This window comes from Actinophytocola xanthii (assembly GCF_001921205.1).
GTDB classification, from domain to species: Bacteria; Actinomycetota; Actinomycetes; order Mycobacteriales; family Pseudonocardiaceae; genus Actinophytocola; species Actinophytocola xanthii.
In genome coordinates this window covers 17,365-42,566 of sequence record NZ_MSIE01000004.1, presented here as the reverse complement: position 1 = coordinate 42,566, position 25,202 = coordinate 17,365, and the positions used below count along the sequence as shown (strand labels likewise).

General features: G+C 72.6%; 17 protein-coding genes. 5 read left to right on the top strand and 12 right to left on the bottom strand.

Annotated features, from left to right (window positions below; all coding sequences use genetic code 11):
- The first annotated feature begins 4 nt into the window (after positions 1-4).
- The 3 genes from BU204_RS03260 (at position 5) to BU204_RS40565 (ending at position 8,116) form a co-directional block, all read left to right on the top strand.
- Positions 5-3,841: an ABC transporter ATP-binding protein gene (locus BU204_RS03260; RefSeq protein WP_083660968.1), complete on the top strand. Its 3,837-nt coding sequence runs from the start codon at positions 5-7 to the stop codon at positions 3,839-3,841.
- Positions 3,842-4,126: 285 nt separating this feature from the next.
- Positions 4,127-7,936 (top strand): multifunctional oxoglutarate decarboxylase/oxoglutarate dehydrogenase thiamine pyrophosphate-binding subunit/dihydrolipoyllysine-residue succinyltransferase subunit, encoded by a 3,810-nt coding sequence (locus BU204_RS03255; protein WP_408607981.1) that lies wholly within the window; start codon positions 4,127-4,129, stop codon positions 7,934-7,936.
- A gap of 3 nt (positions 7,937-7,939) precedes the next feature.
- The gene (locus BU204_RS40565; protein WP_198942754.1) at positions 7,940-8,116 is read left to right on the top strand and encodes a DUF6104 family protein; all 177 of its coding nucleotides are present in this window, start codon (positions 7,940-7,942) and stop codon (positions 8,114-8,116) included.
- 42 nt (positions 8,117-8,158) lie between these two features.
- On the opposite strand, the gene BU204_RS03250 is transcribed toward BU204_RS40565, so the two are convergent.
- A complete protein-coding gene (locus BU204_RS03250) occupies positions 8,159-9,151 on the bottom strand; it encodes an aldo/keto reductase (protein WP_075124016.1) in 993 nt (330 codons plus the stop codon).
- 81 nt (positions 9,152-9,232) lie between these two features.
- Between BU204_RS03250 and BU204_RS03245 the strand changes: the two genes are divergently transcribed.
- Positions 9,233-9,424 carry a hypothetical protein gene (locus BU204_RS03245; protein WP_075124015.1) on the top strand — a complete coding sequence of 64 codons (192 nt, stop codon included), beginning with the start codon at positions 9,233-9,235 and terminating at the stop codon, positions 9,422-9,424.
- A 1-nt stretch (position 9,425) separates the two neighbouring features.
- On the opposite strand, the gene hutI is transcribed toward BU204_RS03245, so the two are convergent.
- The 5 genes from hutI to hutH form a co-directional block, all read right to left on the bottom strand.
- Positions 9,426-10,571, bottom strand: coding sequence for an imidazolonepropionase (gene hutI / locus BU204_RS03240; protein WP_075124179.1), 1,146 nt, complete (start codon positions 10,569-10,571; stop codon positions 9,426-9,428).
- Between the two features lie 126 nt (positions 10,572-10,697).
- Positions 10,698-12,011, bottom strand: coding sequence for a formimidoylglutamate deiminase (locus BU204_RS03235; RefSeq protein WP_075124014.1), 1,314 nt, complete (start codon positions 12,009-12,011; stop codon positions 10,698-10,700).
- The gene (locus tag BU204_RS03230) at positions 12,008-13,210 is read right to left on the bottom strand and encodes an allantoate amidohydrolase (RefSeq protein ID WP_075124013.1); all 1,203 of its coding nucleotides are present in this window, start codon (positions 13,208-13,210) and stop codon (positions 12,008-12,010) included. Before BU204_RS03230 ends, BU204_RS03235 begins: the two co-directional genes overlap by 4 nt.
- Entirely contained in the window at positions 13,203-14,864 is a 1,662-nt protein-coding gene (gene hutU, locus BU204_RS03225) for a urocanate hydratase (RefSeq protein ID WP_075124012.1), read from the bottom strand. The genes BU204_RS03230 and hutU overlap by 8 nt, the downstream gene beginning before the upstream one ends.
- A gap of 130 nt (positions 14,865-14,994) precedes the next feature.
- Positions 14,995-16,497 (bottom strand): histidine ammonia-lyase, encoded by a 1,503-nt coding sequence (hutH, locus tag BU204_RS03220; RefSeq protein ID WP_075124011.1) that lies wholly within the window; start codon positions 16,495-16,497, stop codon positions 14,995-14,997.
- 77 nt (positions 16,498-16,574) lie between these two features.
- Between hutH and BU204_RS03215 the strand changes: the two genes are divergently transcribed.
- Positions 16,575-17,384, top strand: coding sequence for an IclR family transcriptional regulator (locus BU204_RS03215; RefSeq protein WP_075124010.1), 810 nt, complete (start codon positions 16,575-16,577; stop codon positions 17,382-17,384).
- Positions 17,385-17,386: 2 nt separating this feature from the next.
- On the opposite strand, the gene BU204_RS03210 is transcribed toward BU204_RS03215, so the two are convergent.
- The 6 genes from BU204_RS03210 to BU204_RS03185 form a co-directional block, all read right to left on the bottom strand.
- Positions 17,387-18,304: an ABC transporter substrate-binding protein gene (locus BU204_RS03210; RefSeq protein WP_075124009.1), complete on the bottom strand. Its 918-nt coding sequence runs from the start codon at positions 18,302-18,304 to the stop codon at positions 17,387-17,389.
- Between the two features lie 14 nt (positions 18,305-18,318).
- A complete protein-coding gene (locus BU204_RS03205) occupies positions 18,319-19,056 on the bottom strand; it encodes an ABC transporter permease (RefSeq protein ID WP_075124178.1) in 738 nt (245 codons plus the stop codon).
- Positions 19,053-19,727: an ABC transporter permease gene (locus BU204_RS03200; RefSeq protein ID WP_075124008.1), complete on the bottom strand. Its 675-nt coding sequence runs from the start codon at positions 19,725-19,727 to the stop codon at positions 19,053-19,055. The genes BU204_RS03205 and BU204_RS03200 overlap by 4 nt, the downstream gene beginning before the upstream one ends.
- Positions 19,724-20,857: an ABC transporter ATP-binding protein gene (locus BU204_RS03195; RefSeq protein WP_075124007.1), complete on the bottom strand. Its 1,134-nt coding sequence runs from the start codon at positions 20,855-20,857 to the stop codon at positions 19,724-19,726. Before BU204_RS03195 ends, BU204_RS03200 begins: the two co-directional genes overlap by 4 nt.
- Before the next feature lie 157 nt (positions 20,858-21,014).
- Positions 21,015-23,540: a sensor domain-containing protein gene (locus tag BU204_RS03190; RefSeq protein WP_233159166.1), complete on the bottom strand. Its 2,526-nt coding sequence runs from the start codon at positions 23,538-23,540 to the stop codon at positions 21,015-21,017.
- A gap of 251 nt (positions 23,541-23,791) precedes the next feature.
- Positions 23,792-24,991: an NAD(P)-dependent malic enzyme gene (locus BU204_RS03185; RefSeq protein ID WP_075124006.1), complete on the bottom strand. Its 1,200-nt coding sequence runs from the start codon at positions 24,989-24,991 to the stop codon at positions 23,792-23,794.
- Positions 24,992-25,202: the final 211 nt, after the last annotated feature.

Sequence of the window (25,202 nt, the reverse complement as noted above, 5' to 3'; positions counted from 1 at the left end):
TTTCGTGGTCGAACCCAACCCCGGCTGGATCCGTCGCCTGTCCTCCGCCTGCTGGCGCCACCGCCGGCTGGTGGTGCTCTCCGTCGTCTCCTCGGTGATCGGCGTCGGCTTCCAGGCGGCGGGTCCACTGCTGGTGAAGTACGTCGTCGACGACGCGGTGGTCGGCACCACGGCCCGGCTGGGCTGGCTGGTGGCCGCGCTCGTGCTGATGGAGCTGTCCACCTTCGCCACCGCGTTCGTGCGGCGGTACCTGGGCGGCCGCCTCGCTCTCGACGTGCAGCACGACCTGCGCCAGCAGGTCTTCGCCGCCGTAGCGCGGCTCGACGGCGCCAAGCAGGACGCGCTGCGCACCGGTCAGGTGGTCTCCCGGTCGATCACCGACCTCCAGGTCGTCCAGGGCATGCTGATGATGGTGCCGCTGTCGATCGGCACCGTCGTGTTCGCGCTCTGCGCGCTCGCCGCCATGCTCTGGCTCTCGCCGCTGCTGACGCTGATCGCGTTCGTGATCACGCCGGTCGTGGCCGTGGTCGCGGTGCACAGCAAGCGGACGCTGTTCCCCGCGTCCTGGTCGGCCCAGCAGCGGGCGGCCGACCTCGCCCAGCACGTCGAGGAGACCGTCACCGGCGTCCGGGTGGTCAAGGGCTTCGGCCAGGAGGCGCGGGAGATCAGGCGACTCGACCGGGCGGCCAGGGCGTTGTTCGGCGAGCGCATGCGCACCGCCGCGCTCACCTCCCGGCCCGCCGCGACGATGGTCGCGATGCCGGCCGCCGGGCAGGTCGCGGTCCTCGCCCTCGGCGGCTACCTGGCCCTGAACGGCGAGGTCACGCTGGGCACCTTCCTGGCCTTCGCGAGCTACGTGGCGAACCTGGTCGGCCCGACCCGGCTGCTCTCCAGCCTGCTGCTCAACGTCCAGCTGGCCAGGGCCGGCGTGGAGCGGGTGTACGAGCTGATCGACTCCAACCCCGCCGTCACCGACAAGCCCGACGCGGTCGAGGTCCCGGCCGGCCCGGTGGAGGTCGCGCTGACCGAGGCCACGTTCGGCTACACCCGCAGCGAGCCGGTGCTCGACGGGATCTCGCTGCGTGTGCGGCCCGGCGAGACGCTGGCCCTGGTTGGCACGGCCGGCTCCGGGAAGTCCACCGTCTCGCTGCTGCTGCCCCGGTTCTACGACGTGCACGAGGGGTCGCTCACGGTGGCCGGGGTCGACGTGCGGGACCTGCGGCTGGCCTCGCTGCGCCGCACCGTGGGTGTGGTGTTCGAGGAGGCGTTCCTGTTCTCCGACACCGTGCGGGCCAACATCGCCTACGGCCGCCCGGACGCCACCGACGAGGAGGTCCGCGCCGCCGCGAGGGCAGCCCAGGCGGACGAGTTCGTCGCCGCCCTGCCCGAGGGCTACGACACCGTCGTCGGCGAGCGCGGGCTGACCCTGTCCGGCGGGCAGCGGCAGCGGGTGGCGCTGGCCAGGGCACTGCTGTCCGACCCGCGCGTGCTGGTCCTCGACGACGCGACCTCCGCGGTCGACACGGCGACCGAGGCCGCCATCCACGACACGCTGCGCGCGGTCACCCGCGACCGGACGACCCTGCTGATCGCGCACCGCCGCTCGACGCTGGCGCTGGCCGACCGAATCGCGGTGCTCGACCGCGGCAGGGTCGTCGACACCGGCACGCACGAGGAGCTCGCCACCCGCTGCGAGCTCTACCGTGCGCTGCTGGCCGGCCCCGGGGAGGCGATTGAGGACCCGACCCGCCGCGCGGCGGCCGACCTCGAGCCCGGCCCCGAGGGGTGGACCCCCGCCCTGTGGCCGGACGGGGACACCGCGCCGGACCCGGTCCTCACCGGGAACGGCCGGGCCCCCGAGGCGCGGATCGGGCCGCCCCGCGGCGGTGGCGGGCGAGCCGGCGGCGGGGGCGGCATGACCGGCGCGCTCTCCGGCGTCCCACCCACTCCCGAGCTGCTCGAACGGGTGCGGGCGCTGCCACCGGCCGAGGAGCTGCCGACGCTGGCCGGAGCGGACCCGACGGCACCCGATCCGGGCTTCCGGCTGCGCGGGCTGCTCGCGCTGGTCCGCGGTCCGATGGCGGTCGTCGCCGGGATGGTCCTGCTCGACGCGGTGCTGGCGATGGCGCTGCCGACCCTGGTCCGCGCGGGCGTGGACAACGGCGTGGTCACCGGGAACACCGCGGCCCTGTGGGCGGTCACGGGGATCGCGGCGGTGCTGGTCGCGGTGGCCTTCGCGAACACCGCTGTCAGCACCGTGCTCACCGCCCGCCTGGGCGAGCGCCTGCTGTACATCCTGCGCGTACGCAGCTACGCCCACCTGCAGCGGCTCGGGCTCGACTACTTCGAGCGCGAGATGGCCGGGCGGATCATGACCAGGATGACGACCGATGTCGACGCGCTGTCGACGTTCCTGCAGACCGGGCTGACCAGCGCGCTGGCCAGCCTGCTCACCGTCGTCGCGATCACCGTGGCGCTGCTGGTCACCGACGTCGGCCTGGCGCTGGTCGCCCTGGCCGTGCTGCCGGTGCTCGTCGTGGCGACGGTGGTCTTCCAACGGCTCTCCACGGTCGCCTACAGCCAGGCCCGCGAGCAGGTCAGCGCGGTGAACGCGGACATGCAGGAGAACGTGTCCGGTCTCCGGGTGGCACAGGCGTTCACCCGCGAGGAGCACTCGGCGCGTGAGTTCGCCCGGCGTAGCGACACCTACCGACGCACCCGGCTGCGGGCGCAGCGCTACGTCGCGACCTACTTCCCGTTCGTCGCGTTGCTCGCCGGGGTGGCGCAGGCGGCGGTGCTGGCGGTCGGCGCCGCCCGGGTGGCCGCCGGCGAGCTCACCCCCGGTGTGCTGCTGGCGTTCATGCTGTACCTCAACCTGTTCTTCGCACCCGTGCAGCAGCTCTCCGGCGTGTTCGACGGCTACCAGCAGGCCCGGGTCGGCCTGCGACGCATCGCGGACCTGCTGGCCACCCCCACCTCGGTCGAGACGCCGGCCGACCCCACCCCGGTGCCGGAGACGCTGCGAGGCGCCGTCGACCTGGTCGACGTCTCGTTCCGCTACCCGGGTGCCGAGCACGACGCCGTCTCCGGCCTCACCCTGTCGGTCGCGCCCGGGGAGACCGTCGCCCTGGTCGGCCCGACCGGCGCGGGCAAGTCCACGGTCGTGAAGCTGATCGCCCGGTTCTACGACCCGACCGCGGGCGCGGTCCTGGTGGACGGCGTCGACGTGCGCGAGTTCGACCCGTCGGCCTACCGCCAGCACCTGGGCGTCGTGCCGCAGGAGGCGCACCTGTTCTCCGGGGACGTGGCCAGCAACGTCGGCTACGGACATGGGCACGCAGATGGGAACGGGAACGGGAACGGCCAGGCCGACATCGAGGCCGCCGTGCGGGCGGTGGGCGCGCTGCCGATGGTCAGCGAGCTGCCGGGCGGGTTCCGCCAGCAGGTCGGCGAGCGGGGGCAGGGCCTGTCCGCCGGCCAGCGGCAGCTGATCGCCCTGGCCCGCGCCGAGCTCGTCGCCCCGGAGGTCCTGCTGCTCGACGAGGCCACCGCGGCACTGGACCCGGCGACCGAGGCCCTGGTGCTGGCCGCCAGCGAGCGCCTCGCACGCCCGCGGACCACGTTCGTCGTGGCCCACCGCCTGGCCACCGCCGCCCGGGCCGATCGCATCCTCGTGCTCGACGGCGGGCGTATCGTCGAGGAAGGCACCCACGCCGAGCTGCTCGACGCCGGGGGGCGGTACGCGACCCTCTGGCGGCACGGCACCGCGGACCCTCCCGCCGGTGGCCTGGCGGCCGAGGACGTCGAGGGCCCGGTTGGCGCGCGTACCACCTCGGGCTGAGTCCGGAGGCGTCCGGATTCGTCCCTCCTGGGCGAGTGGTCTGGACCCGATGCGGGTACCGTCGACAAGGGTGCGAGTATCTGGCGACAGTTCAACGGGGGGCGTCACCGGTCTCCGCGTGACGGGCCTCGGCCGCCCGAGTCGACCACACAGGTCTCGGCCGGAGGACTAGCCTGAACATGCAGCGTTTCAGTAACAGATCGAGATAGATAGAGGCGAGTGCCTGCCGTGTCCAGCAGCAGCCCTGCGTCGCAGTTCGGACCCAACGAGTGGCTCGTCGAGGAGATGTACGAGCAGTTCCTCGCCGACCCCTCCTCCGTCGACGACGCGTGGCATGACTTCTTTGCCGACTACAAGCCGACTCCGCGACCAGCGACAAAGGCCCAAGGCAAAACGACCGACGACACCACGAGCGTGACGAAGCACACATCCGCCGCGAACCGGGGTGCGGTCAACGGCCAGGCCCCCAGGACCGCGGGCGGCGCCACCACCACGACCACCGCGTCCCGCGGGACCAAGGCGGGGTCGAGCGGCACCGCCGACGGTGCGAAGCGCGGGACCGACGGCAACCCGCCGCCCCAGAAGGAGACCGTGAACGCACCCGCGAAGGCTCCAGCGAAGGCTCCAGCGAAGGCCCCGGCGAAGGCTTCGGGCACGAGCTCCACGGAGAGCGGCACGAAGACCACGGCATCCCAGAAGGGCCCCGCCAAGCAGGAGTCGAAGCCGAGCGGCGAGGGCGACGACAAGGCCAAGGGCGAGGAGAGCAAGCCGCTGCGGGGCGCCGCGGCCGCCATCGCCAAGAACATGGAGCTCTCGCTCGCCATCCCGACCGCGACCAGCGTGCGGGCCGTGCCGGCCAAGCTGCTGTTCGACAACCGCATCGTGATCAACAACCACCTGCGGCGTACCAGGGGCGGCAAGGTCTCCTTCACTCACCTGATCGGGTACGCCCTGATCAAGGCGCTCACCGACTACCCGAACATGAACCGGCACTACGGCGAGGTCGACGGCAAGCCGGTCGTGATCACCCCCGAGCACGTCAACCTCGGCCTGGCGATCGACCTGCCGACCAAGGACGGCGGCCGGACGCTGGTCGTGGCGTCGATCAAGCAGTGCGAGCGCATGTCGTTCACCCGCTTCTGGCAGGCCTACGAGGAGATCATCCGCAAGGCCCGCAACGGCGCTCTGACCGCGGACGACTTCGCCGGCACCACGATCTCGCTGACCAACCCCGGCACGATCGGCACCAACCACTCGATGCCCCGGCTCACCAAGGGGCAGGGCGCGATCATCGGTGTGGGCGCCATGGAGTACCCCGCCCAGTACCAGGGCACCAGCGAGCGTGCGCTGGTCGACCTCGGCGTCAGCAAGATCATCACCCTGACGTCGACCTACGACCACCGGATCATCCAGGGCGCCGAGTCGGGCGAGTTCCTGCGCCGGGTGCACCAGCTGCTGCTCGGCGAGGACAACTTCTACGACGACATCTTCACCTCGCTGCGGCTGCCCTACGAGCCGGTGCGCTGGGTCGAGGACATCCCCGAGGGCGCGATCGACAAGACCACCCGCGTCATCGGCCTCATCGACACCTACCGCACCCGCGGCCACCTGATGTCCGACGTCGACCCGCTGAACTACCGCCAGCGCAAGCACGAGGACCTCGACATCCTCTCCCACGGCCTCACGCTCTGGGACCTGGACCGCGAGTTCCCGGTCGGCGGGTTCGCCGGCAAGGAGCGGATGAAGCTGCGCGACGTGCTTGGCGTGCTGCGCGACTCCTACTGCCGCACGGTCGGCGTCGAGTACACCTACATCCTCGACCCCACCGAGCGCCGCTGGATCCAGCAGCGCGTCGAGGTCCGGCACGAGAAGCCTCCGCAGGCGGTGCAGAAGTACATCCTGTCCAAGCTCAACGCGGCCGAGGCGTTCGAGACGTTCCTGCAGACCAAGTACGTCGGCCAGAAGCGGTTCTCGCTCGAGGGCGGCGAGTCGGTCATCGCGCTGTTGGACACGGTGCTGGACAAGGCGGCCGAGTACGAGCTCGACGAGGTCGTCATCGGCATGCCGCACCGCGGCCGGCTCAACGTGCTCGCGAACATCGTCGGCAAGCCGATCTCGCAGATCTTCCAGGAGTTCGAGGGCAACCTCGACCCGGGCCAGGCCCACGGCTCCGGCGACGTGAAGTACCACCTCGGCGCGGAGGGCAAGTACTTCCGGATGTTCGGCGACGGCGAGACCAAGGTCACGCTGACCGCCAACCCGTCGCACCTGGAGACCGTGGACCCGGTGCTCGAGGGCATCGTCCGGGCCAAGCAGGACCTGCTCGACAAGGGCGGCGCCGGCTTCACCGTGCTGCCGGTCGCACTGCACGGCGACGCCGCGTTCGCTGGCCAGGGCGTGGTCGCCGAGACGCTGAACCTCGCGCTGCTGCGCGGCTACCGCACCGGCGGGACCGTGCACGTGATCATCAACAACCAGGTCGGCTTCACCACCGCCCCGGAGCACTCGCGGTCCTCCCAGTACGCCACCGACGTGGCGAAGATGATCCAGGCGCCGGTGTTCCACGTGAACGGCGACGATCCGGAGGCCTGCTACTGGGTGGCGCAGCTGGCGATGGACTACCGCCAGGCGTTCAACAAGGACGTCGTGATCGACATGGTCTGCTACCGGCGGCGCGGGCACAACGAGGGCGACGACCCCTCGATGACCCAGCCGGCGATGTACGACATCATCGACGCCAAGCGCAGTGTCCGGAAGACCTACACCGAGGCTCTGATCGGCCGCGGCGACATCTCCGTCGACGAGGCGGAGAAGGCGCTGCGCGACTTCTCCAGCCAGCTCGAGCACGTGTTCAACGAGGTGCGCGAGCTGGAGAAGCACCCGGTGGCACCGAGCCCCTCGGTGGAGTCCGAGCAGCAGGTGCCGGCCAAGCTCCCCACCGGGATCAGCAAGGACGTCCTGGAGCGGATCGCGGACGCGCACGTGAAGCTGCCGGAGGGCTTCGTGCCGCACCCGCGGGTGAAGCCGGTGCTCGAGCGGCGCGCGAAGATGGCCCGCGAGGGCGACATCGACTGGGCGTTCGCCGAGCTGCTCGCGTTCGGCTCGCTGAACCTGGAGGGCCACCTGGTCCGCCTGGCCGGCCAGGACTCCCGCCGCGGCACGTTCACCCAGCGGCACGCGGTGCTGATCGACCGGAAGACCGGCCGGGAGTACACGCCGTTGCAGAACCTGTCGAGTGACCAGGGCAAGTTCATGGTGTACGACTCGGCCCTGTCGGAGTACGCGGCGCTCGGCTTCGAGTACGGCTACTCGGTGGCCAACCCGGACGCGCTCGTACTGTGGGAGGCCCAGTTCGGCGATTTCGTCAACGGCGCCCAGTCGGTGATCGACGAGTACATCTCCTCCAGCGAGGCCAAGTGGGGCCAGCGCTCGGACGTGGTGATGCTGCTGCCGCACGGCCACGAGGGCCAGGGCCCGGACCACACCTCGGGTCGTATCGAGCGGTGGCTGCAGCTGTGCGCCGAGGGGTCGATGACCGTCGCCGTGCCCTCCACCCCGGCGAACTACTTCCACCTGCTGCGCCGGCACGCCCTCGACGGCGTGGCGCGTCCGCTGGTGGTGTTCACGCCGAAGTCCATGCTGCGCAACAAGGCGGCGACCAGTGCCGTCGAGGACTTCACCGAGGGCTCGCGGTTCAACTCGGTGATCGACGACCCGGCGGTGTCCGACCCGTCGGCCGTGCGCAAGCTGCTGCTGGCCTACGGCAAGCTCTACTACGAGCTGGCGGCCGAGCGGAACAAGCGCGGGTTGACCGACGTGGCGCTGGTGCGCGTCGAGCAGCTCTACCCGGTGCCGATGCGTCGGCTGGGCTCGATCTTCGAGCGCTATCCGAACGTGTCCGAGCTGCGCTGGGTGCAGGAGGAGCCGGCGAACCAGGGTGCCTGGCCGTTCTACGGGCTGCACCTGCCGGAGCTGTTCCCCGAGCTGCCCAAGCTCCAGCGGGTCTCGCGGCGCGTCATGTCGGCGCCCTCGGCCGGGTCCGGCAAGGTGCACGAGGTCGAGCAGCGCGAGATCATCGAGAAGGCGTTCAGCTGAGCGATGTACTTCACCGACCGCGGCCTGGAGGAACTGGCCGACCGCAGGGGCGACGAGGAGGTCACGCTGTCCTGGCTGGCCGCCAAGATGCGTGACTTCGTCGACGCCAACCCGGAGTTCGAGACCGCCGTCGAGCGCCTGGCCACCTATCTGGCGCGCGACGACGGCGACGAGGACTGACCGGGCCGGGGCCGGCGGCGACCCGGCGGCCCCGGCTCGTTCTCACCAGGCGTAGGCCTCCGGGGCCGGCTTGGCGCCGTTCGGGCCGGGTGCGGGGAACAGCTCGTCCAACGTGGCCAGCGTGTCCTGCTCGAGGGTGATGTCCAGAGCGCGCAGCGACCCGTCGAGCTGCTCGCGGGTGCGTGGGCCGATGATCGGTGCCGTCACGCCCTCCTGGTGCAGCAGCCAGGCCACCCCGAGGTCGGCCGGGTCGACGCCGAGGTCCTTGGCCAGCGTCTCGTAGGCCTCGATCGAGGCGCGGTGCTTCTCGAGCCCTTCGGCGGCACGCCCGGAGGTGCCGCGGGACGCGCCGCCCTCCCGCTGCTTGCGGAGCACGCCGGCGAGCAGCCCGCCGTGCAGCGGCGACCAGGGGATCACGCCGATTCCGTAGTGCCGCGCGGCCGGCAGCACCTCCAGCTCCACCCAGCGGGTGAGCAGGTTGTAGATCGACTGCTCGCTGACCAGGCCGAGGAAGTGCCGTTCGCGGGCCGCCTCCTGGGCCTGGGCGAGGTGCCACCCGGCGAAGTTGGACGAGCCGAAGTAGAGGACCTTGCCCTGCTGGCGCAGCACCGAGAAGGCCTCCCAGATCTCCTCCCACGGCGTGTTCCGGTCGACGTGGTGCATCTGGTACAGGTCGATGTGGTCGGTCTGCAGCCGGCGCAGCGAGGCGTCGGCGGCCCGGCGGATGTTCAGCGCCGACAGGAAGGTCTCGTTGGCCCAGTCACCCATCGAGCCGTAGAGCTTGGTGGCCAGCACGGTGCGTTCGCGGCGCCCGCCGCCCTTGGCGAACCAGCGGCCGATGATGTTCTCGGTGACGCCCTCGCCCTTGCGCCAGCCGTAGACGTTGGCCGTGTCGAAGAAGTTGAGACCGTGTTCGTGCGCTCGATCCATGATCGCGTGACTGTCCTCTTCGGACGTCTCCGGACCGAAGTTCATGGTGCCGAGCACCAGCCGCGACACGGACAGGCCGCTGCGGCCGAGATGGGTGTACTCCATGAGGCCAACCTACGCCCGGAGCTGCTCCAGCTCGCGGCGATGACGTGGGCGTTCCCCTGCGATCGGTGGTTTCATGGGGATATGACCGAGAACTCACCACCGCGTGGAACCACGCCGGACCCGGTGCTGTTCGGGACCGACCCCTTCCCCGCGCCGCCCGGCCTGGAGCCGGGTGAGGAGCCCACCCACACCCGCCCGAGGTGGCCGGTGGTCACCGCGATCCTCATCCTCGTGGTGGTGCTCGTCGGCGTGGTGGGGATCTGGGTCCTGTAGTTCAGCGCACCCGCTCGCCGCGCCGCCACACGGCGTGGGTCAACGGCACCCCGGGCCGGTAGGCCAGGTGCGTCACCGACGGGGCGTCGAGCACGTGCACGTCCGCCCGCGCGCCGACCCGCAGGACGCCGACCTCGTGCTCGCGGCGCAGCGCCCTAGCGCCGCCCCAGGTCGCCGCACGCACGGCCTCCTCGACCGACATCCGCAGCTGTAGCACTGCCGTGGCCACGCAGAACGCCATCGACGAGGTGTAGGACGAGCCGGGGTTGCAGTTGGAGGCAAGCGCGACCGTCGCGCCGGCGTCCAGGAGCCGTCTGGCCTCGGGCAGGGGCTGGCGGGTGGACAGGTCGCAGGCCGGCAGCAGCGTCGCGACCGTGTCCGACCCGGCCAGGGCGTCCACGTCGGCGGCGGTCAGGTGGGTGCAGTGGTCGACGCTGGCCGCCCCGAGCTCGACCGCGAGCCGGACCCCCGGGCCGGGCCCGAGCTGGTTGCCGTGCACGCGCAGCCCCAGCCCCCGCGCAGCCGCCGCGGTGAGCACCGCCCGCGAGGCGTCCTCGTCGAACGCGCCGGTCTCGCAGAACACGTCGGCCCACCGAACGTACGGCGCGACGCCCTCGAGCATCTCCCCGCGGACCAGCTCCACGTAGTCCTCGGCGGTGGTGCCGGCCGGCACCAGGTGCGCCCCGAGGAAGGTCACCTCGTCCACGACCCCGGCGGCGATCCGCGCCGACCGCACCTCGTCGGCGACGGTGAGCCCGTATCCGGTCTTGGTCTCCAGGCAGGTGGTGCCCTGCGCCACGGCCTCGCGCACGTGCCGGCCCAGCACCTCGGCCAGCTGGCCGTCCGAGGCGGCCCTGGTCGCCTCGACGGTGACCGCGATCCCGCCCGCCGTGTATGGCGCCCCCGCCATCCGAGCGGCGAACTCGGCGGTCCGGTCCCCGGCGAACACCAGGTGGGTGTGGCTGTCCACCCACCCCGGCAGCACCGCCCGTCCCTCGACGTCGACCCGGAGGTCCGCCGGCGGGGCGGCGGACGCGGTCCCCACCCACGCGACCCGGTCCCCGTCGAGCACGAGCGCGGCGTCGGCCAGAGCCGGCCCGTCGTTCGTGGTCAGCTCACCGATCCCGGTGATCACAGTGGCGGCCACGCCCGCCTCCCCGGAGTGTCTGCTGTTGGTCGCCTCGCGCCGGGACAGTTCACCTTCCGGCGCGTACTGGTGGCTGGGTCGCATCACGTTCCCCTTGGGCGCGGTGTGGAGGTGGGCAAGGGCGTGTCACCAGAGGGGGTCGATCGCCGCGGTCAGTAGGGCGCCGGCGGCGCCGAGGTGCTCGTGGTGGCCGTCCCGGGCCACCAGGCGGCCGCCGGCCACGACCGTGTGCACGTCGGCGGCGGTGGCGGCGAACAGGACCTGGTCGGGCCGGCAGCCGGCGGTTCGCGTGCTGTCCAGGCGGACCGCCACCAGGTCGGCCGGGGCGCCGGCGGCGAGGCGTCCGCCCGTCGGCCAGCCCAGGGCGGTGTTGCCGGCTGCGGTGAGCGCGGTGACCAGGTCGGCCGGGTCGAACCGGCCACGCCGGCCGGTGCGCAGCCGCTCGCCGTGTTCCAGCGACCTGGCCTCCACGAAGGGGTCCACCACCGCGTGCTGGTCGCTGCCCAGCGACAGCGGGACCCCGGCCTCGGCCAGCTCGCCAGCCGGCCCCAGGCCGTCGGCGAGGTCCGCCTCGGTGGTCGGGCACAGGCACACCCCGGTCCCGGTTTCGCCGAGCCACCCGACGTCGGCCGTGGTCAGGTGGGTGGCGTGGACGGCCGTCGTCTCGGGACCGAGCACGCCGTGTTCGGCGAGCAACTCCACCGGCGTCCGGCCGTAGGCGGCGACGCAGTCCTCGTTCTCCGCCGGCTGCTCGGAGACGTGGACGTGCAGCGGGCGGCCGGCGGCCGCGGTGGCGACCACCGCCAGCTCGTCCGGCGGCACGGCACGCACCGAGTGGACAGCCGCGCCGACCCTGACCTCACCCCGGTCCTCGCCGGGGCGGGCCCGCTCCGCCCAGGCCTGCGCAGAGCCGTCGCTGAAGCGGGACTGTTCGGGTGCGAGCGGCCGACCGATCCCGCCGGTCAGGTAGCACGTGTCGAGCAGGGTCAGCCGAATACCGGCCAGCCGGGCCGCCTCGGCCAGGGCCTCGCCCATCGCGTTGGGTTCGGCGTAGCGGCCGCCGCCGGGCGGGTGGTGCAGGTAGTGGAACTCACCGACCACCGTGGTCCCGGACAGCGCCAGCTCCGCGTAGACGGCGGTGGCCAGCCGCAGGTAGCTGTCCGGGTCGAGCCGGGTGGCAAGCGCGTACATGTCGCGGCGCCAGGTCCAGAAGCTCCCCTCCGCCGTCGCCGCGTGGGTGCGCCCACGCAGGGCGCGGTGGAACGCGTGCGAGTGCGCGTTGGCGAACCCCGGGAACACCACACCCCGCAGCGCCACCGCTCCCGCCGGCACCCGGTCCGATGTGGACACCGCGGCGATCTCGCTGCCGGCTGTCTCCACGACGACGCCGTGCGCCACCCGGCCGTCGAGCCACGCGTGCTCACACCAGTACCTGTTCACCCGGCCAGCTCCCCCAGCACCGCGGCCAGTGCCGCCACCCCGGCCGCGCAGTCGGCGGGTTCGGCGTGCTCCGCCGGGGCGTGGCTCACCCCCGTCGGGTTGCGCACGAACAGCATCGCCGTCGGCACTCGGGCGGCGAGGATGCCCGCGTCGTGGCCGGCGCCGGTGGCGAGCACCGGAACCCCGCCCAGTCCGCGGACGAGCCGGTCGCGCAGGGACGCGTCGAAGAACACGGTGTCCCCGTAGGACTCCTCGGTGACCGCGACCTCGCAGCCCTCCTCGGCCGCCGCCGCACGGGCGGCCACCGCGATCTCCTCGACGACCGCGCGGGTACGGGCGGTGTCCGCCGCCCGCGCGTCCAACCACACGTCCACAGTGGACGCTATGACGTTGGTGCCGCCGGGGTTGGGCAGCACCCGGCCGACCGTCGCCCTGGCGCCGGGCACCCCGGCCGCTGCCCGACGAGCGGCGAGGACCAGCTGGGCCGCCGGCAGCATCGGGTCGCGCCGGTCGTCGATGGGAGTGGCGCCGGCGTGGTTGCCCTCGCCGCCGAACCGGAACCGCCACCGGCCGTGGGCGAGGATCGAGCTCGCCACGGCCACCGGGGCGTCGAGGTCGGCGAGCCCACGGCCCTGTTCGACGTGCAGCTCCACGAAGCGGCCGATCCTGCCGAGCGCCTCGTCGTCGCGGCCGAGGCGGGCGGGGTCGAGCCCGGCTCCGGCCACCGCCTCGGCCAGCGTCGTGCCCGCCTGGTCGGTGAGCCGGCGGGCGGCGTCGGGGTCGATGGTGCCGGCGAGCAGTCGGGAGCCGAGGCACGGCACGCCGAACCGGCCGCCCTCCTCCTCGGCGAACACCACCACGGCGAGCGGTCGCACCGGCGCGAACCCGTCGGCACGCAACGAGTCCACCGCGGCAAGGGCACTGACCACGCCCAGCGGACCGTCGAAGGCGCCACCGCCGGGCACCGAGTCGAGGTGGCTTCCGGTGACCACGGCGTCCGGGCCGGGTCGGCCCCACCAGGCCCACAGGTTGCCGTTCCGGTCGGTCTCCACCGCCAGGCCGCATCGCCGGGCCGCCGCGGTGAACCACTCACGCAGCTCCAGCTCGGCGGGGTCGAAGCCGTGCCGGGAGTACCCGCCGCGGCGCCCGTCCGCGCCCACCCCCGCGATGTCCGCCAGCAGGGCGGTGGCCTCAGCCATGGCGCATCGGCACCCGGACACCGCGCTCCGCGGCCACCTCCTCGGCCCGCTGGTAGCCCGCGTCGACGTGCCGGATGACGCCCATCCCGGGATCGTTGGTGAGCACCCGCTCGATCTTCTGGGCGGCCAGCGGGGTTCCGTCGGCCACGGTGACCTGGCCGGCGTGGATGGACCGTCCCATCCCGACACCGCCGCCGTGGTGGATGGACACCCAGCTCGCCCCGGAGGCCGTGTTGACCATCGCGTTGAGCAGCGGCCAGTCCGCGATCGCGTCGGAACCGTCGGCCATCGCCTCGGTCTCCCGGTACGGCGAGGCGACCGAGCCGCAGTCGAGGTGGTCGCGGCCGATCACCACCGGCGCGGACAGCTCACCGTCGGCCACCATCTGGTTGAACCGCAACCCGGCGAGGTGCCGTTCGCCGTAGCCGAGCCAGCAGATGCGTGCCGGGAGCCCCTGGTAGGCGACCCGCTCGCCGGCCAGCCGGATCCAGCGCGCCAGCGACTCGTTCTCGGGGAACAGGTCAAGGATCGCCCGGTCGGTGGCCGCGATGTCCGCGGGGTCGCCGGAGAGCGCGGCCCAGCGGAACGGCCCGCGACCCTCGCAGAACATCGGCCTGATGTAGGCCGGCACGAAGCCGGGGAAGTCGAACGCCCGCTCGCAGCCACCGGCCTTGGCCTCGCCGCGGATGGAGTTGCCGTAGTCGAACACCTCGGCACCGGCGTCGAGGAAGCCCACCATCGCGTCCACGTGCTCGGCCATCGAGTCCCGCGACCGGTCGGTGAACTCGTCCGGCTTCTTCGCCGCGTAGTCCGACCAGTCCTCCAGCGCCACCCCCCTTGGCAGGTAGGCCAGCGGGTCGTGGGCGGAGGTCTGGTCGGTGACTACGTCGACCTCCACCCCGCGACGCAGCAGCTCGGGCACGACCTCGGCCGCGTTGCCGATCACCGCGACCGACAGCGGCCGCCGCTCGCGCCGGGCGGCCTCCACCCGCCGCACGGCGTCGTCGAGGTCCTCGGCCACCTCGTCCAGGTACCGGGTCTCGACCCGACGCCGCGCCCGGGCGGGGTCGACCTCGACGCAGAGCGCGACGCCGTCGTTCATCGTGACCGCAAGCGGTTGCGCGCCACCCATGCCGCCGAGCCCGGCGGTGAGCGTGAGCGTTCCCCGCAGGCTCCCGCCGAACCGCTTGCGGGCGACGGCGGCGAAGGTCTCGTAGGTGCCCTGAAGGATGCCCTGGGTGCCGATGTAGATCCACGAGCCGGCGGTCATCTGGCCGTACATCGTCAGCCCCAGCGACTCGAGGCGGCGGAACTCCGGCCAGGTGGCCCACTCGCCGACCAGGTTGGAGTTCGCGATCAGCACCCGCGGTGCCCACTCGTGGGTCCGCATCACCCCGACCGGCCGCCCGGACTGCACGAGCAGCGTTTCCTCGTCGCTCAGCTCGGTCAGCTCCCGGGTGATCGCCTCGAAGCTGGCCCAGTCCCGGGCGGCGCGGCCGGTGCCGCCGTAGACGACGAGGTCGTCCGGCCGCTCGGCCACCTCCGGGTCGAGGTTGTTGTGGAACATCCGCAGCGCCGCCTCGGTCTGCCAGCTCCCGGCGCTGCGCCGGGAGCCGCGGGCGGCACGGACGGGACGTGGCCCTGGCTGGGTCATGGCAGTTCCGCCTCCCCGAGTTTCTCCCTGTTGGTGGGCTTGGGTAGAAAGCCTTCGGCTTGGGTGCGTACTTGTGGCGGAGTTGCGTCACGGTCCCCTGAGGTCACGGCTCTGGAGGTCGGAAGGTGTCTCACGGCAGGTCTCCTTCTCGGATGAGATCTTCGGCTGCCTGGATCTCGGGAGCGAGGTGGCGGTCGGGTCCCGGTCCCGGCACCCGCTCGCGCAGCAACGCGACGACGCGGGCGGTGGCCGGGGCGGGGGTGAGCGGTGCCCGCAGGTCCAGCGCCCTCGCCGCGGTGAGCAGCTCCACGGCGAGCACGGTGGTCAGTCCGTCGACCGCGGTGCGGAGCTTGCGGGCGGCGGACCAGCCCATCGAGACGTGGTCCTCCTGCATGGCCGAGCTCGGGATCGAGTCGACGCTGGCCGGCGCGGCGAGGCGCTTGAGCTCGGAGACGATCCCGGCCTGGGTGTACTGGGCGATCATGTGGCCGGAGTCGACGCCGGGGTCCTCGGCGAGGAACGGCGGCAGGCCGTGGCTGCGGGTGGCGTCCAGCATCCGGTCGGTGCGCCGCTCGGCCATGCTGGCCACGTCGGCGACCGGGATGGCGAGGAAGTCGAGCACGTAGGCGAGCGGCGCGCCGTGGAAGTTCCCGTTGGACTCCACCCTGCCGTCGGCCAGCACCACGGGGTTGTCGATCGCCGCGGCGAGCTCGCGGTCGGCCACGGTCGCCGCGTGGGCGGCGGTGTCCCGTGCCGCACCGTGCACCTGCGGGGCGCAGCGCAGGGAGTAGGCGTCCTGGACCCGGTGGCAGTCCGGCCCGCGGTGGCTCGCGACGATCGCCGAGCCGGCGAGCAGGTCCCTGATCCGCCGGGCGCTCACCGCCTGCCCCGGGTGGGGCCGCAGCCGTTGCAGCTCGTCGCCGAACACCCGGTCGGTGCCGAGCAGCGCCTCCACGCTCATCGCGGCCGTCAGGTCGGCGACGTCGAGCAGCCGGTCCAGGTCGGCCAGCGCGAGGACCAGCATGCCGAGCATGCCGTCGGTCCCGTTGATCAGCGCGAGCCCCTCCTTCTCGGCGAGGGTGACCGGGCCGATCCCGCGCTCGGCCAGGGCCCGCGCGGCACTGGTGCGCGTTCCCCCGACGACCACCTCGCCCTCGCCGGTCAGGGCGAGCGCCACCGCCGACAGCGGGGCGAGGTCGCCCGAGCAGCCGAGCGAGCCGTACTCGGGGACGACCGGGAGGATGTCGGCGTTGAGCAGGTCGACCAGGGCACGCACGGTCGCCGGGCGGACGCCGGTGTGCCCGGTGGCCAGGGTGCGCAGGCGCAGCAGCATCAACGCCCGGACGACCTCCCGCTCCACCGGCCGCCCCGCGCCGGCCGCGTGCGAGCGCACCAGCGAGCGCTGCAGCGCCGCCCGGCGGTCGGTGGGGATGTGGCGGGTGGCGAGCGCGCCGAACCCGGTCGAGACGCCGTAGGTCGGAGCCTGAGCGTCGGCCAGCCGGTCCACATGCGCCCGGCTCTTGGCCACCGCGTCCACCGCGGCGTCGCCGAGCCGGACCGCCGCGCCGCCTCTGGCGACGGCGACGACCTCGTCCCGGGTCAGCGGCCCGCCGTCCACAACCACCTCAACCATGCCCCCATCCCAACCCGCGGGGCCCGGTCGCACGACCCGGCAGGAGCGAACTGCGTCTGATATCCCAGACTGGACCGGTGGGAGCCAGTTCGGACGTGCCGGCGCTGCGCCGGGGGCTCGCCGTGCTCCGGTTGCTCGCCACCCGGGCCGGCCCGGTCACCGCCGCCGCGGTGGCCCGCGAGCTGGGGCTGCCCCGCTCCACCACCTACCACCTGCTGGCCGAGCTGACCGCCGCCGGGTTCGTCACCCACCTGCCCGAGGAGCGGCGCTACGCGCTCGGGCTGGCGTCGTTCGAGCTCGGCTCGGCCTACCTGCGGCACGATCCCCTCGAGCGGCTCGCCCGGCCGGTGCTGCGTGCGCTGATCACCAGGACGGGGCACACCGCCCACCTGGGCGTCCTGCACGGTCGCGAGACGCTGTACCTGCTGCGTGAGCAGCCGCCGCACCCGCATCCGACGGTGGTGACGGAGGTCGGGGTCCGGTTGCCGGCGCAGCTGCCGGCCTCCGGCCGGGCGGTGCTCGGGCTGCTGCCCGCGGCGCAGGTGCGCGCGTTGTTCCCGAGCAGGGAGAGCTTCGTGACCCGGACCGAGCGCGGGCCGGCCCACCTGCCAGGGCTGCGCCGCCTGATAGCCGCGGACCGGCGGCGGGGGTGGGCGGTGGAGGACGGGTACGTGACGCCGGGGTTCGCGTCGGTGGCGGCACCGGTGGTGGACCACCGGGGTCACCCGGTCGCGGCGATCAGCACCACGTTCCGGCACGACTGCGAGCCGGAGTGCGGCGAGACCTGGCCCGAGCTCGCCGGCGAGACGTTGCGGGCGGCCGACGAGCTCAGTACGCGGATCGGCGGCGGTCCCGCCCGCACGGGTGGGACCGCCGCCGATCGCTGAGGTCAGACGCCGATCTCGGCCAGCCACTCCTCGGCCACGTCGGCGTAGTCCGGCTTGTCCGGTGCGTTCAGCCGGGCGTTGAGGTCGAGCAGCGCCTCGGTGTCGAGCTTCGCCGAGATCGCGTTCAGCGTCTCCTTGACCGTGTCGCTCGCCTTGTCCTTGGCGACCAGCGGGACGACGTTCTGCGCGGCGAAGTTGTTCTTCGGGTCCTCGAGCACGACCAGGTCGTTGGCCTCGATCGCGGCGTCGGTGGTGAAGATGTCCGCGGCCTGCACGGTCCCGTCCAGCAGCGCCTTGGTGGTGATGGCACCCGGCTGGAGGGCCTTGAACGACTTGAACGTGCAGCCGTAGGTCTCCTTGAGACCCGGGAGCCCGTCCGGGCGCTGCTGGATCTCCGTCGGTCCGCCGAAGATGGCCTCGCCGCAGTGCGGCACCAGGTCCTCGATGGACTTCAGGTTCCACCGCTGCGCGGTCTCCTGGGTGACCACGACCGCGTCCTTGTCCTCCGCGTCCGCCTTGTCCAGCACGGTGAGGTTGTCCGGCAGCACGCCCTGCAGTGCCTCGTAGACCTCCTCGGACTCGACCTCCGGCGCCTCCTTGTTCAGGAACTGCAGCAGCACACCGGTGTACTCCGGGATCAGGTCGATCGACCCGTCCTTGAGGCCGTCGAAGTACTTCTCCCGGCTGCCCAGGTTGAACTCCCGGCTCACCTGGACGTCCTTGCCCTCCAGCGCCTGGGCGTAGATCTCGGCGAGCAGCTGACTCTCCGGGAAGTCGGCCGAGCCGATCGCGATGCTCTCGGCCGAGCCACCGCCGCCGCCCCCGTCACCGGAGTCCTCGGCAAGCGGGTCCGAGCTCCCACACGCCGCCAGCGTCAACGCCGCCACGGCCGTCGCCACACCGGCGAGTACGCGCTTCATCGTCCTACGTCTCCTCAGATCGGGTTCTCTACCACATCACCAGTTGGGCGCCGTCGCATCCGCGCGGACCGCCCCGCCCTCGCCGCGTCCCGCACTCCCGGCGAGACCACGGCCCGTTCCACCAGCGCGAGCGCGCCCTCGACGACCAGCGCGAGCACCGCCACGACGATCGCTCCGGCGGCCATCTGCGGGTAGCCGTCGGGCGAGCCAGGCCCCGCGTTGTTGCCGTCGATCACGAACCGGCCCAGCCCGCCGAGCGACACGTAGGCCGCGATCGTCGCCGTCGCGATCACCTGCAGCGTCGCCGCGCGGATGCCGCCGAGGACCAGCGGGAGCGCGTTGGGCAGCTCCACTCGCAGCAGCACTGTCGACGAGCGCATCCCCATCCCGTGGGCGGCGTCGACGACCGCCCGGTCCACGTTGCGGATCCCCGAGTACGTGCCGGCGAGGATCGGCGGCACGGCGAGGATCACCAGCGAGATCACCACCGGCAGCAGGCCGACGTAGGTGAGCAGCACCAGCAGCGTCAGCAGGCCGAGCTCCGGCAGTGCCCGCAGCCCGTTGGACAGCCCGGCGACGAGGAAGGTCCCCCGCCCGGTGTGCCCGATGACCGCGCCGAGCGGCACCGCGATCGCCGCCGCGAACAACACGGACAGGGAGGTGTACCCGAGGTGCTCGAGGATCCTGGCCGGAATCCCGGTCGGGCCGCTCCAGTGCTCGGGGTCGAACAGCCACGCGAACGCCGCGTTCATGCCGAGGCCCCCGTTCCCCGCTGCGCCCGCACCCACGGTGTGACGGCCCGCCCGACGAGCAGCAGCAACGCGTCGATGACCAACGCCAGCACGACGATCAGGGCGATCGCCACGACGAGCTCGACACCGTTGTTGCGCAGGAAGCCCTCGGTGATGAGCTGGCCGAGCCCGCCGATGCCGACCAGCGCGCCGACCGCGGTGAGGCTCATCGCGGACACCACGGCGACCCGCAGCCCGGCCACGATCACCGGCACGGCCAGCGGCAGCTCGACGGTGAGGAACTGGTGCACCGGCCGGTAGCCGAGCGCCGTCGCGGCCGCGGTGACCTCCCTCGGAACCGCCGCGAGCGCGTCGGACACGGAGCGGACCAGCAGCGCGATCGTGTAGATGGCGAGCGGGACCTGCACGTTGAGCGGGTCGATGATCCGGGTGCCCAGGGCCAGCGGCACCAGCGTGATCAGCGCCAGCGACGGGATCGTGTACAGCACGCCGGCCAACGGCACCAGGATCCCGCGGGCGACCCGCCACCGGCTCGCCGCCCAGCCGAGCGGCACCGAGACTGCCAGCCCCACGAGCACCGGCAGCAGCGCCAGGAACAGGTGCTCACCGGTGGCCTCGGCGATGTCGTCGAGGTTGCGCTCCAGCCACGGCCAGGGCCAGTCGATGTTCACCCGGGCACCTCCCCGGACCGACGGGCGTCCGCGAGGGCGGCGAGCACGGTCTGCGCGGTGACCCCGCCGACCACCGCACCCCGCCCGTCGACGGCGATGCCGACCGCCGCCGGTGAGCTGAGCGCGGCGTCGAGCGCGTTGCGCAGCGATCCCGCCGTCCCCGCCGTGGAGTCCACTTCGAACAGCGAACCGCCGGACACCAGCTGCTCGGCGTCGACCGACCCGTCCATCTGGGACAACGTCTCCGCCGAGACCCAACCCAGCGGCCGGCGCTCCTCGTCCACGACGACCGCCCAGCCGTCGACCAGCGCCTCCCGAGCCCGCGCCACCTCCCCGCCGGCCGGGACTGTCGCGACCGGAGCGACCGGGACGCCGGTCGCGGTGAGGAAGCCGAGCGCGCGGTATCCCCGGTCCCGGCCGACGAACGAGGACACGAAGTCGTCGGCGGGCTTGGCGAGCAGCGCGGACGGCGTGTCGTACTGGGCGAGCCGACCGCCGACGCGGAACACGGCCACCCTGTCGCCGATCTTGATGGCCTCGTCGATGTCGTGGGTGACGAACACGATCGTCTTGTCCAGTTCGGACTGCAGGCGCAGCAACTGCTGCTGGAGGTCGTCGCGGACCACCGGGTCGACCGCGCTGAACGGCTCGTCCATCAGCAGCACGGGCGGGTCGGCGGCGAGCGCGCGGGCCACCCCCACCCGCTGCTGCTGGCCACCGGACAGCTGCGGCGGGTAGCGCCGGGCCACCTCCTGGGGAAGCCCGACCAGCTCGAGCAGCTCGGCGGCCCGTGCCCGCGCCGCACGCTTGCCGGCGCCGGTCAGCAGCGGCACCGTCGCGACGTTGTCCAGGACGGTCCGGTGTGGGAAGAGGCCGGCGTGCTGGATGACGTAGCCGATGCCACGGCGCAGCAGCGGAGGGTCGGACTCGCGGATGTCCTTGCCGTCCAACAGGATCGAGCCGCCGGTGGGGTCGATCATCCGATTGATCATGCGCAGTGAGGTCGTCTTGCCGCAGCCGGACGGCCCGACGAACACCGTGATCTTCCCGTCCTCCACCGTGAGGTCGAGACCGTCGACGGCGACGGTGCCATCCGGGTACTGCTTGGTCACGTCCCGGAACTCGATCACTCTCGAGGCTCCTCCGGTCGAGACGGCCACCTGCCGGCCGTGGGTCCGCCCGACCCTAGTGCGTGAGACCGACAGGGGCAGGGCGTCTCACCATCTGGAGCCGCCCATTCATCTCACCGTACTGGTCCGAACGGCGCAACCGGTTGCCAAGTCGAGACTAAGCGGACCCGAGCGGGACCTCCAGCGGGCCGTTGCGCAACAGCTCCCGGAACTGCTCGGCCGGCAGCGGGCGGGACAGCAGCCAACCCTGGTAGGCCCCCACGCCGAAGCTGCGCAGCACGTGGAACTGCGACTCGACCTCGACCCCTTCGGCGACACAGGTCCGGCCCATCGCCCTGGCCATGTCGACCAGCGCGCGCACGACCGCGAAGTCCGCCGCCTCGGTGGCCACTCCGGACACGAACGCGCGGTCGATCTTGATGATCTGCGCCGGCAGCTCCTTGAGCCTGGCCAGCGAGGAGTACCCGGTGCCGAAGTCGTCCACGGCGAACCGGACGCCCCGGTCGGTCAGCTCCTCCATCGCCGCCCGCGAGCGCGACGGCAGGTCGATCAGGCTGGTCTCCACCAGCTCCAGCACCACCCGGTCCCAGCCGATGTCGGACTCGGCGACGGCAGCGGTGACGATCTCGACGAACTCCGGGTCGCCCGGGACCAGGCCGGCCAGGTTGACCCCGACCCCCGGGCCGGCACCGAGCACACCACCGGTCAGCAGCGGCCACGACGACGCCTCGCACAGCGCCGCCCGGAGCACCCACCGGTCCAGCTCGCGCAGCAGGTCGCCCTGCTGGGCGACCGGCAGGAACTCACCCGGTCCGAGCAGCCCGCGCTCCGGGTGCGGCCAGCGCACCAGGGCCTCGGCGGACAGGATCGTGCCGTCCGGCCCGACCACCGGCTGGTAGTGCAGCACCAGGCCGTCGTTGGCGATCGCGTCCCGCAGCTGGCCCTCGAGCAGCATCTGGCTGTTGGCGGTGTGAATCAGCTCCGCGTTGGCCAGCGACACCCGGCCGGTGCCCTGCCGCTTGGCGTTGAACATCGCCGCGTCGGCGAAGCGCAGCAGGTCGGCGGCGGTCGTGTCGGGCCCGCTCGGCACCGCCGCGCCGATCGCGGCGGACACCCGCAGCAGCTGCCCGCGGACCGGCACCGCCGTGCGCAGCAGCCGCGCCACCCGGTTGGCCAGCGCCTCCACCCCGCCGACCTCGCCGACGTCGGAGCAGATGACCACGTACTCGTCGCCGGACATGCGGCCCGGCGTGCAGGAGGGCGGCAGCCCCCGCTCGAGCCGCCTGGCCAGCGCGATGATCAGCTCGTCGCCCACGTCGTGGCCGAGCGAGTCGTTGACCCGCTTGAAGTTGTCGACGTCACAGAACAGCACGGCGACGCTGTCGGCCTCGGGTCCGCCGAGAAGCTGTCCGAGCAGCTCGTTGATCGCCGAACGCCCGGGCAGCCCGGTCAGCTCGTCGTGGGTGGCCTGGTAGCGCAGCCGCTCCGCGGCCCGCCGGCGGTCGGTGACGTCGGAGAACACGACCAGCCAGTACCGCTGACCGTCGTCGCCGACCGACGTGGTGACGCTCAGCTCGCAGTACACGGCCTTGCCGGAGGCGGTCACCAGCACCCGCTGGCCGGCACGCAGGTCACCGCGCAGGTCACCGCGCCGGTGGCCGTCGGGGGCGGCCAGCAGCGAGGTGGCCCGGTCGCTGGGGTGCGCGAGCTCCACCGCGCACCTGCCGCGCAGCCGGTCCATGTCCAGCTCGAGCAGCCGGCACAGCGCCTCGTTCGCGTCGACCAGGTGCTCGGTCTCGTCGAACAGCCCGATCCCGACCGGGGCGATCGCCACCAGGTCGAGGAACCGCTGGCTGGAGCGCATCATCCTGGTCTCGGTCGAACGCTGCTCGGTGACGTCCTGGCAGGTGCCGATCAGGATCTTCGCCCCGCGCGACGCGTCGTGGACCACCCCGCGGCAGCGGAACACCCGGCAGTTCCCGTCGGGTAGCAGCACCCGGTGTTCGGCCTCGATCGGCCGGCCGCCGGTCGCGAGCTCGCGCCAGCGCATGTCCACCCAGGCCCGGTCCTCCGGGTGCACGAAGCTCAGGTAGTCGGTGTAGGTGATCGGGGTGCCCGGCTCCACGCCGAACAGCTCGTAGAGCATCGTCGACCACACGCACTCGCCGGTCTCGGTGTTCCACTCCCAGGTGCCGAGGCGGGCTACCTGCTGGGCGTCGACGAACAGGCGCCGGTCGTGGATGGCGCGCCGCTCGAACTCGCGGGAGCTGGTGACGTCCTGGACCGTGCCGTGGATGCGGACGACCGCGCCGGTGGCGTCGCAGTCCGAGCGGGCCCGGATCTGGAAGGTGCGCTCGCCCACGGCGTCGCGCACCTCGACCTCGGCCGGCACGCCCTCGGTGGGGGAGAACAGCCGGGCGCGGAAGATGTCGAGCACCGGGCGGTCCTCGGGGTGGACGAGCCCGAGCGCGACGGTGACCGTGCTCCCGGCGGTGAGCCCGCAGAGCTTGCGCATGCCGTCGGAGAAGTACGCCTTGCGGGCGACGAGGTCGACGCTCCAGACGCCGAGCTGGGCCAACTCCTCCGCGTCGTCGAGCAGGAACGGCTGGCTGCCATCGTCCGGGACGTCGAGCACGTCCTCCACCCGCGGGGGTTCGCCGGTGAAGGAACCCACCGCGGGCACGTCTAACTCACCGGCCGGCCCACCGAGGGGGTGCGGACCGGCACGGAGGACATGCTCGGCCACCATGCCATCCTCTCGCCCGCATGCCGGCGGTTCCGGCGCCAGCCGCCGATCTTCCCGCCGGTGCTTAGGCTACCCCGAGGATTGTGGGAAATACCCTCCCCGCCTGATTGCCCAGCTGGTCGCGCTCCGGGAATGCGCCCGCGACCAGCGGTGAATCGTCCCCGCGGACGGCATCAACGCGAAAACAGCTACCCGGTCACGCCGTCCTCGGTGGCCGCTTTCGCCACGGCGGCGGCGACCTCGGGCGCGACCCGGGGGTCGACCCCGGAGGGCACGATGTGGTCGGCGTCCAGGTCCTCGGCCGCGACCTGGAAGATCGCCTCGGCGGCGGCCAGCTTCATCCGCTCGGTGATCCGCCGCGCACCGGCGTCCAGGGCGCCGCGGAAAACACCCGGGAATGCGAGGGAGTTGTTGATCTGGTTCGGGAAGTCGCTACGGCCCGTAGCCACGATTGCCGCGTGCTTCCGCGCGACATCCGGGTGAATTTCCGGGTCCGGGTTCGACAAAGCGAACACGATCGAAGGCGGCGCCATCGTGGCGATGAGTTCCTCCGGCACGGTCGAGCCGGAAAGGCCGACGAAGACGTCCGCGTCGCGCAGCGCCTCGGCCAGGCCGCCGCGCAGGCCGGCCTTGTTGGTCCGGGTGGCGAGCTCGGCCTTGACCGGGTTCAGGCCGTCCCGGTCGGCGTGCACGATGCCGCGCGAGTCGAGCACCGTGACGTCGCCCGCACCCGCGGAGAGCAGGAAGTTCGCACAGGCCACCCCGGACGCGCCGGCCCCGGCGATGACGATCCGCTCGTCCTCGATCGGCCGGTCGAGCACGGCGTTGGCGCCCCGCAGCGCGGCGAGCAGGATGATCGCGGTGCCGTGCTGGTCGTCGTGCATGACCGGGCAGTCGAGGGCCTCGATGAGCCGGCGCTCGAGCTCGAAGCAGCGCGGCGCGGCCACGTCCTCGAGGTTGACGGCGCCGAACGAGGGGCGCAGCCGGACCAGCGTCTCGACAATCTCGTCGACGTCGGTCGTGTCGAGCACCAGCGGAATCGAGTTCAGCCCGCCGAACGTCTTGAACAGGGCGGACTTGCCCTCCATGACGGGCAGGGCGGCGCGCGGGCCGATGTCGCCGAGGCCGAGCACGGCGGTGCCGTCGCTGACCACGGCCACGAGCCGGTTGGTCCAGGTGTACTGCTTGGCGAGCGAGGCGTCCTCGGCGATCGCGCGGCTGACCTTCGCCACGCCCGGCGTGTAGACGATGGACAGCGTGCGGGCGTCGGCGATTGGCCGGGTCACGGACGTGTCGAGCTTGCCACCCTCGTGGGCTCGGAAGATCTCGTCGTCGGTGACGGGAGCGTTGAGGTCGGGTTGAACGACTGAATCGTTCAGGGTGGTCATCTGCGTCCCTCCAACGGGCCGGAGCGGGGATCAGGAAAAGGTATCCCCGCCTGGTCTCGGCACGATCGAGCGTCGATCGGGTGGCATCGACGCGTTCGAGATGTGCCGGCCGATCGCCGCGCGCGGATGGTTGGCGGGCGACCGCGGAGGCTGCGGTGTCCCACAGTGTGGCAGGTCCACCCCGAGCCGTGCAGAGGTGGGGGAAGTACGC

Bases quoted from the DNA above. Each gene is read 5' to 3' on its own strand.
- hutH (WP_075124011.1), bottom strand. From the start codon at position 16,497: ATGGTTGAGGTGGTTGTGGACGGCGGGCCGCTGACCCGGGACGAGGTC.
- BU204_RS03205 (WP_075124178.1), bottom strand. From the start codon at position 19,056: ATGAACGCGGCGTTCGCGTGGCTGTTCGACCCCGAGCACTGGAGCGGC.
- hutU (WP_075124012.1), bottom strand. From the start codon at position 14,864: ATGACCCAGCCAGGGCCACGTCCCGTCCGTGCCGCCCGCGGCTCCCGG.
- BU204_RS03230 (WP_075124013.1), bottom strand. From the start codon at position 13,210: ATGGCTGAGGCCACCGCCCTGCTGGCGGACATCGCGGGGGTGGGCGCG.
- BU204_RS03245 (WP_075124015.1), top strand. From the start codon at position 9,233: ATGACCGAGAACTCACCACCGCGTGGAACCACGCCGGACCCGGTGCTG.
- BU204_RS03250 (WP_075124016.1), bottom strand. From the start codon at position 9,151: ATGGAGTACACCCATCTCGGCCGCAGCGGCCTGTCCGTGTCGCGGCTG.
- BU204_RS03255 (WP_408607981.1), top strand. From the start codon at position 4,127: ATGTACGAGCAGTTCCTCGCCGACCCCTCCTCCGTCGACGACGCGTGG.
- BU204_RS03185 (WP_075124006.1), bottom strand. From the start codon at position 24,991: ATGACCACCCTGAACGATTCAGTCGTTCAACCCGACCTCAACGCTCCC.
- BU204_RS40565 (WP_198942754.1), top strand. From the start codon at position 7,940: ATGTACTTCACCGACCGCGGCCTGGAGGAACTGGCCGACCGCAGGGGC.
- BU204_RS03210 (WP_075124009.1), bottom strand. From the start codon at position 18,304: ATGAAGCGCGTACTCGCCGGTGTGGCGACGGCCGTGGCGGCGTTGACG.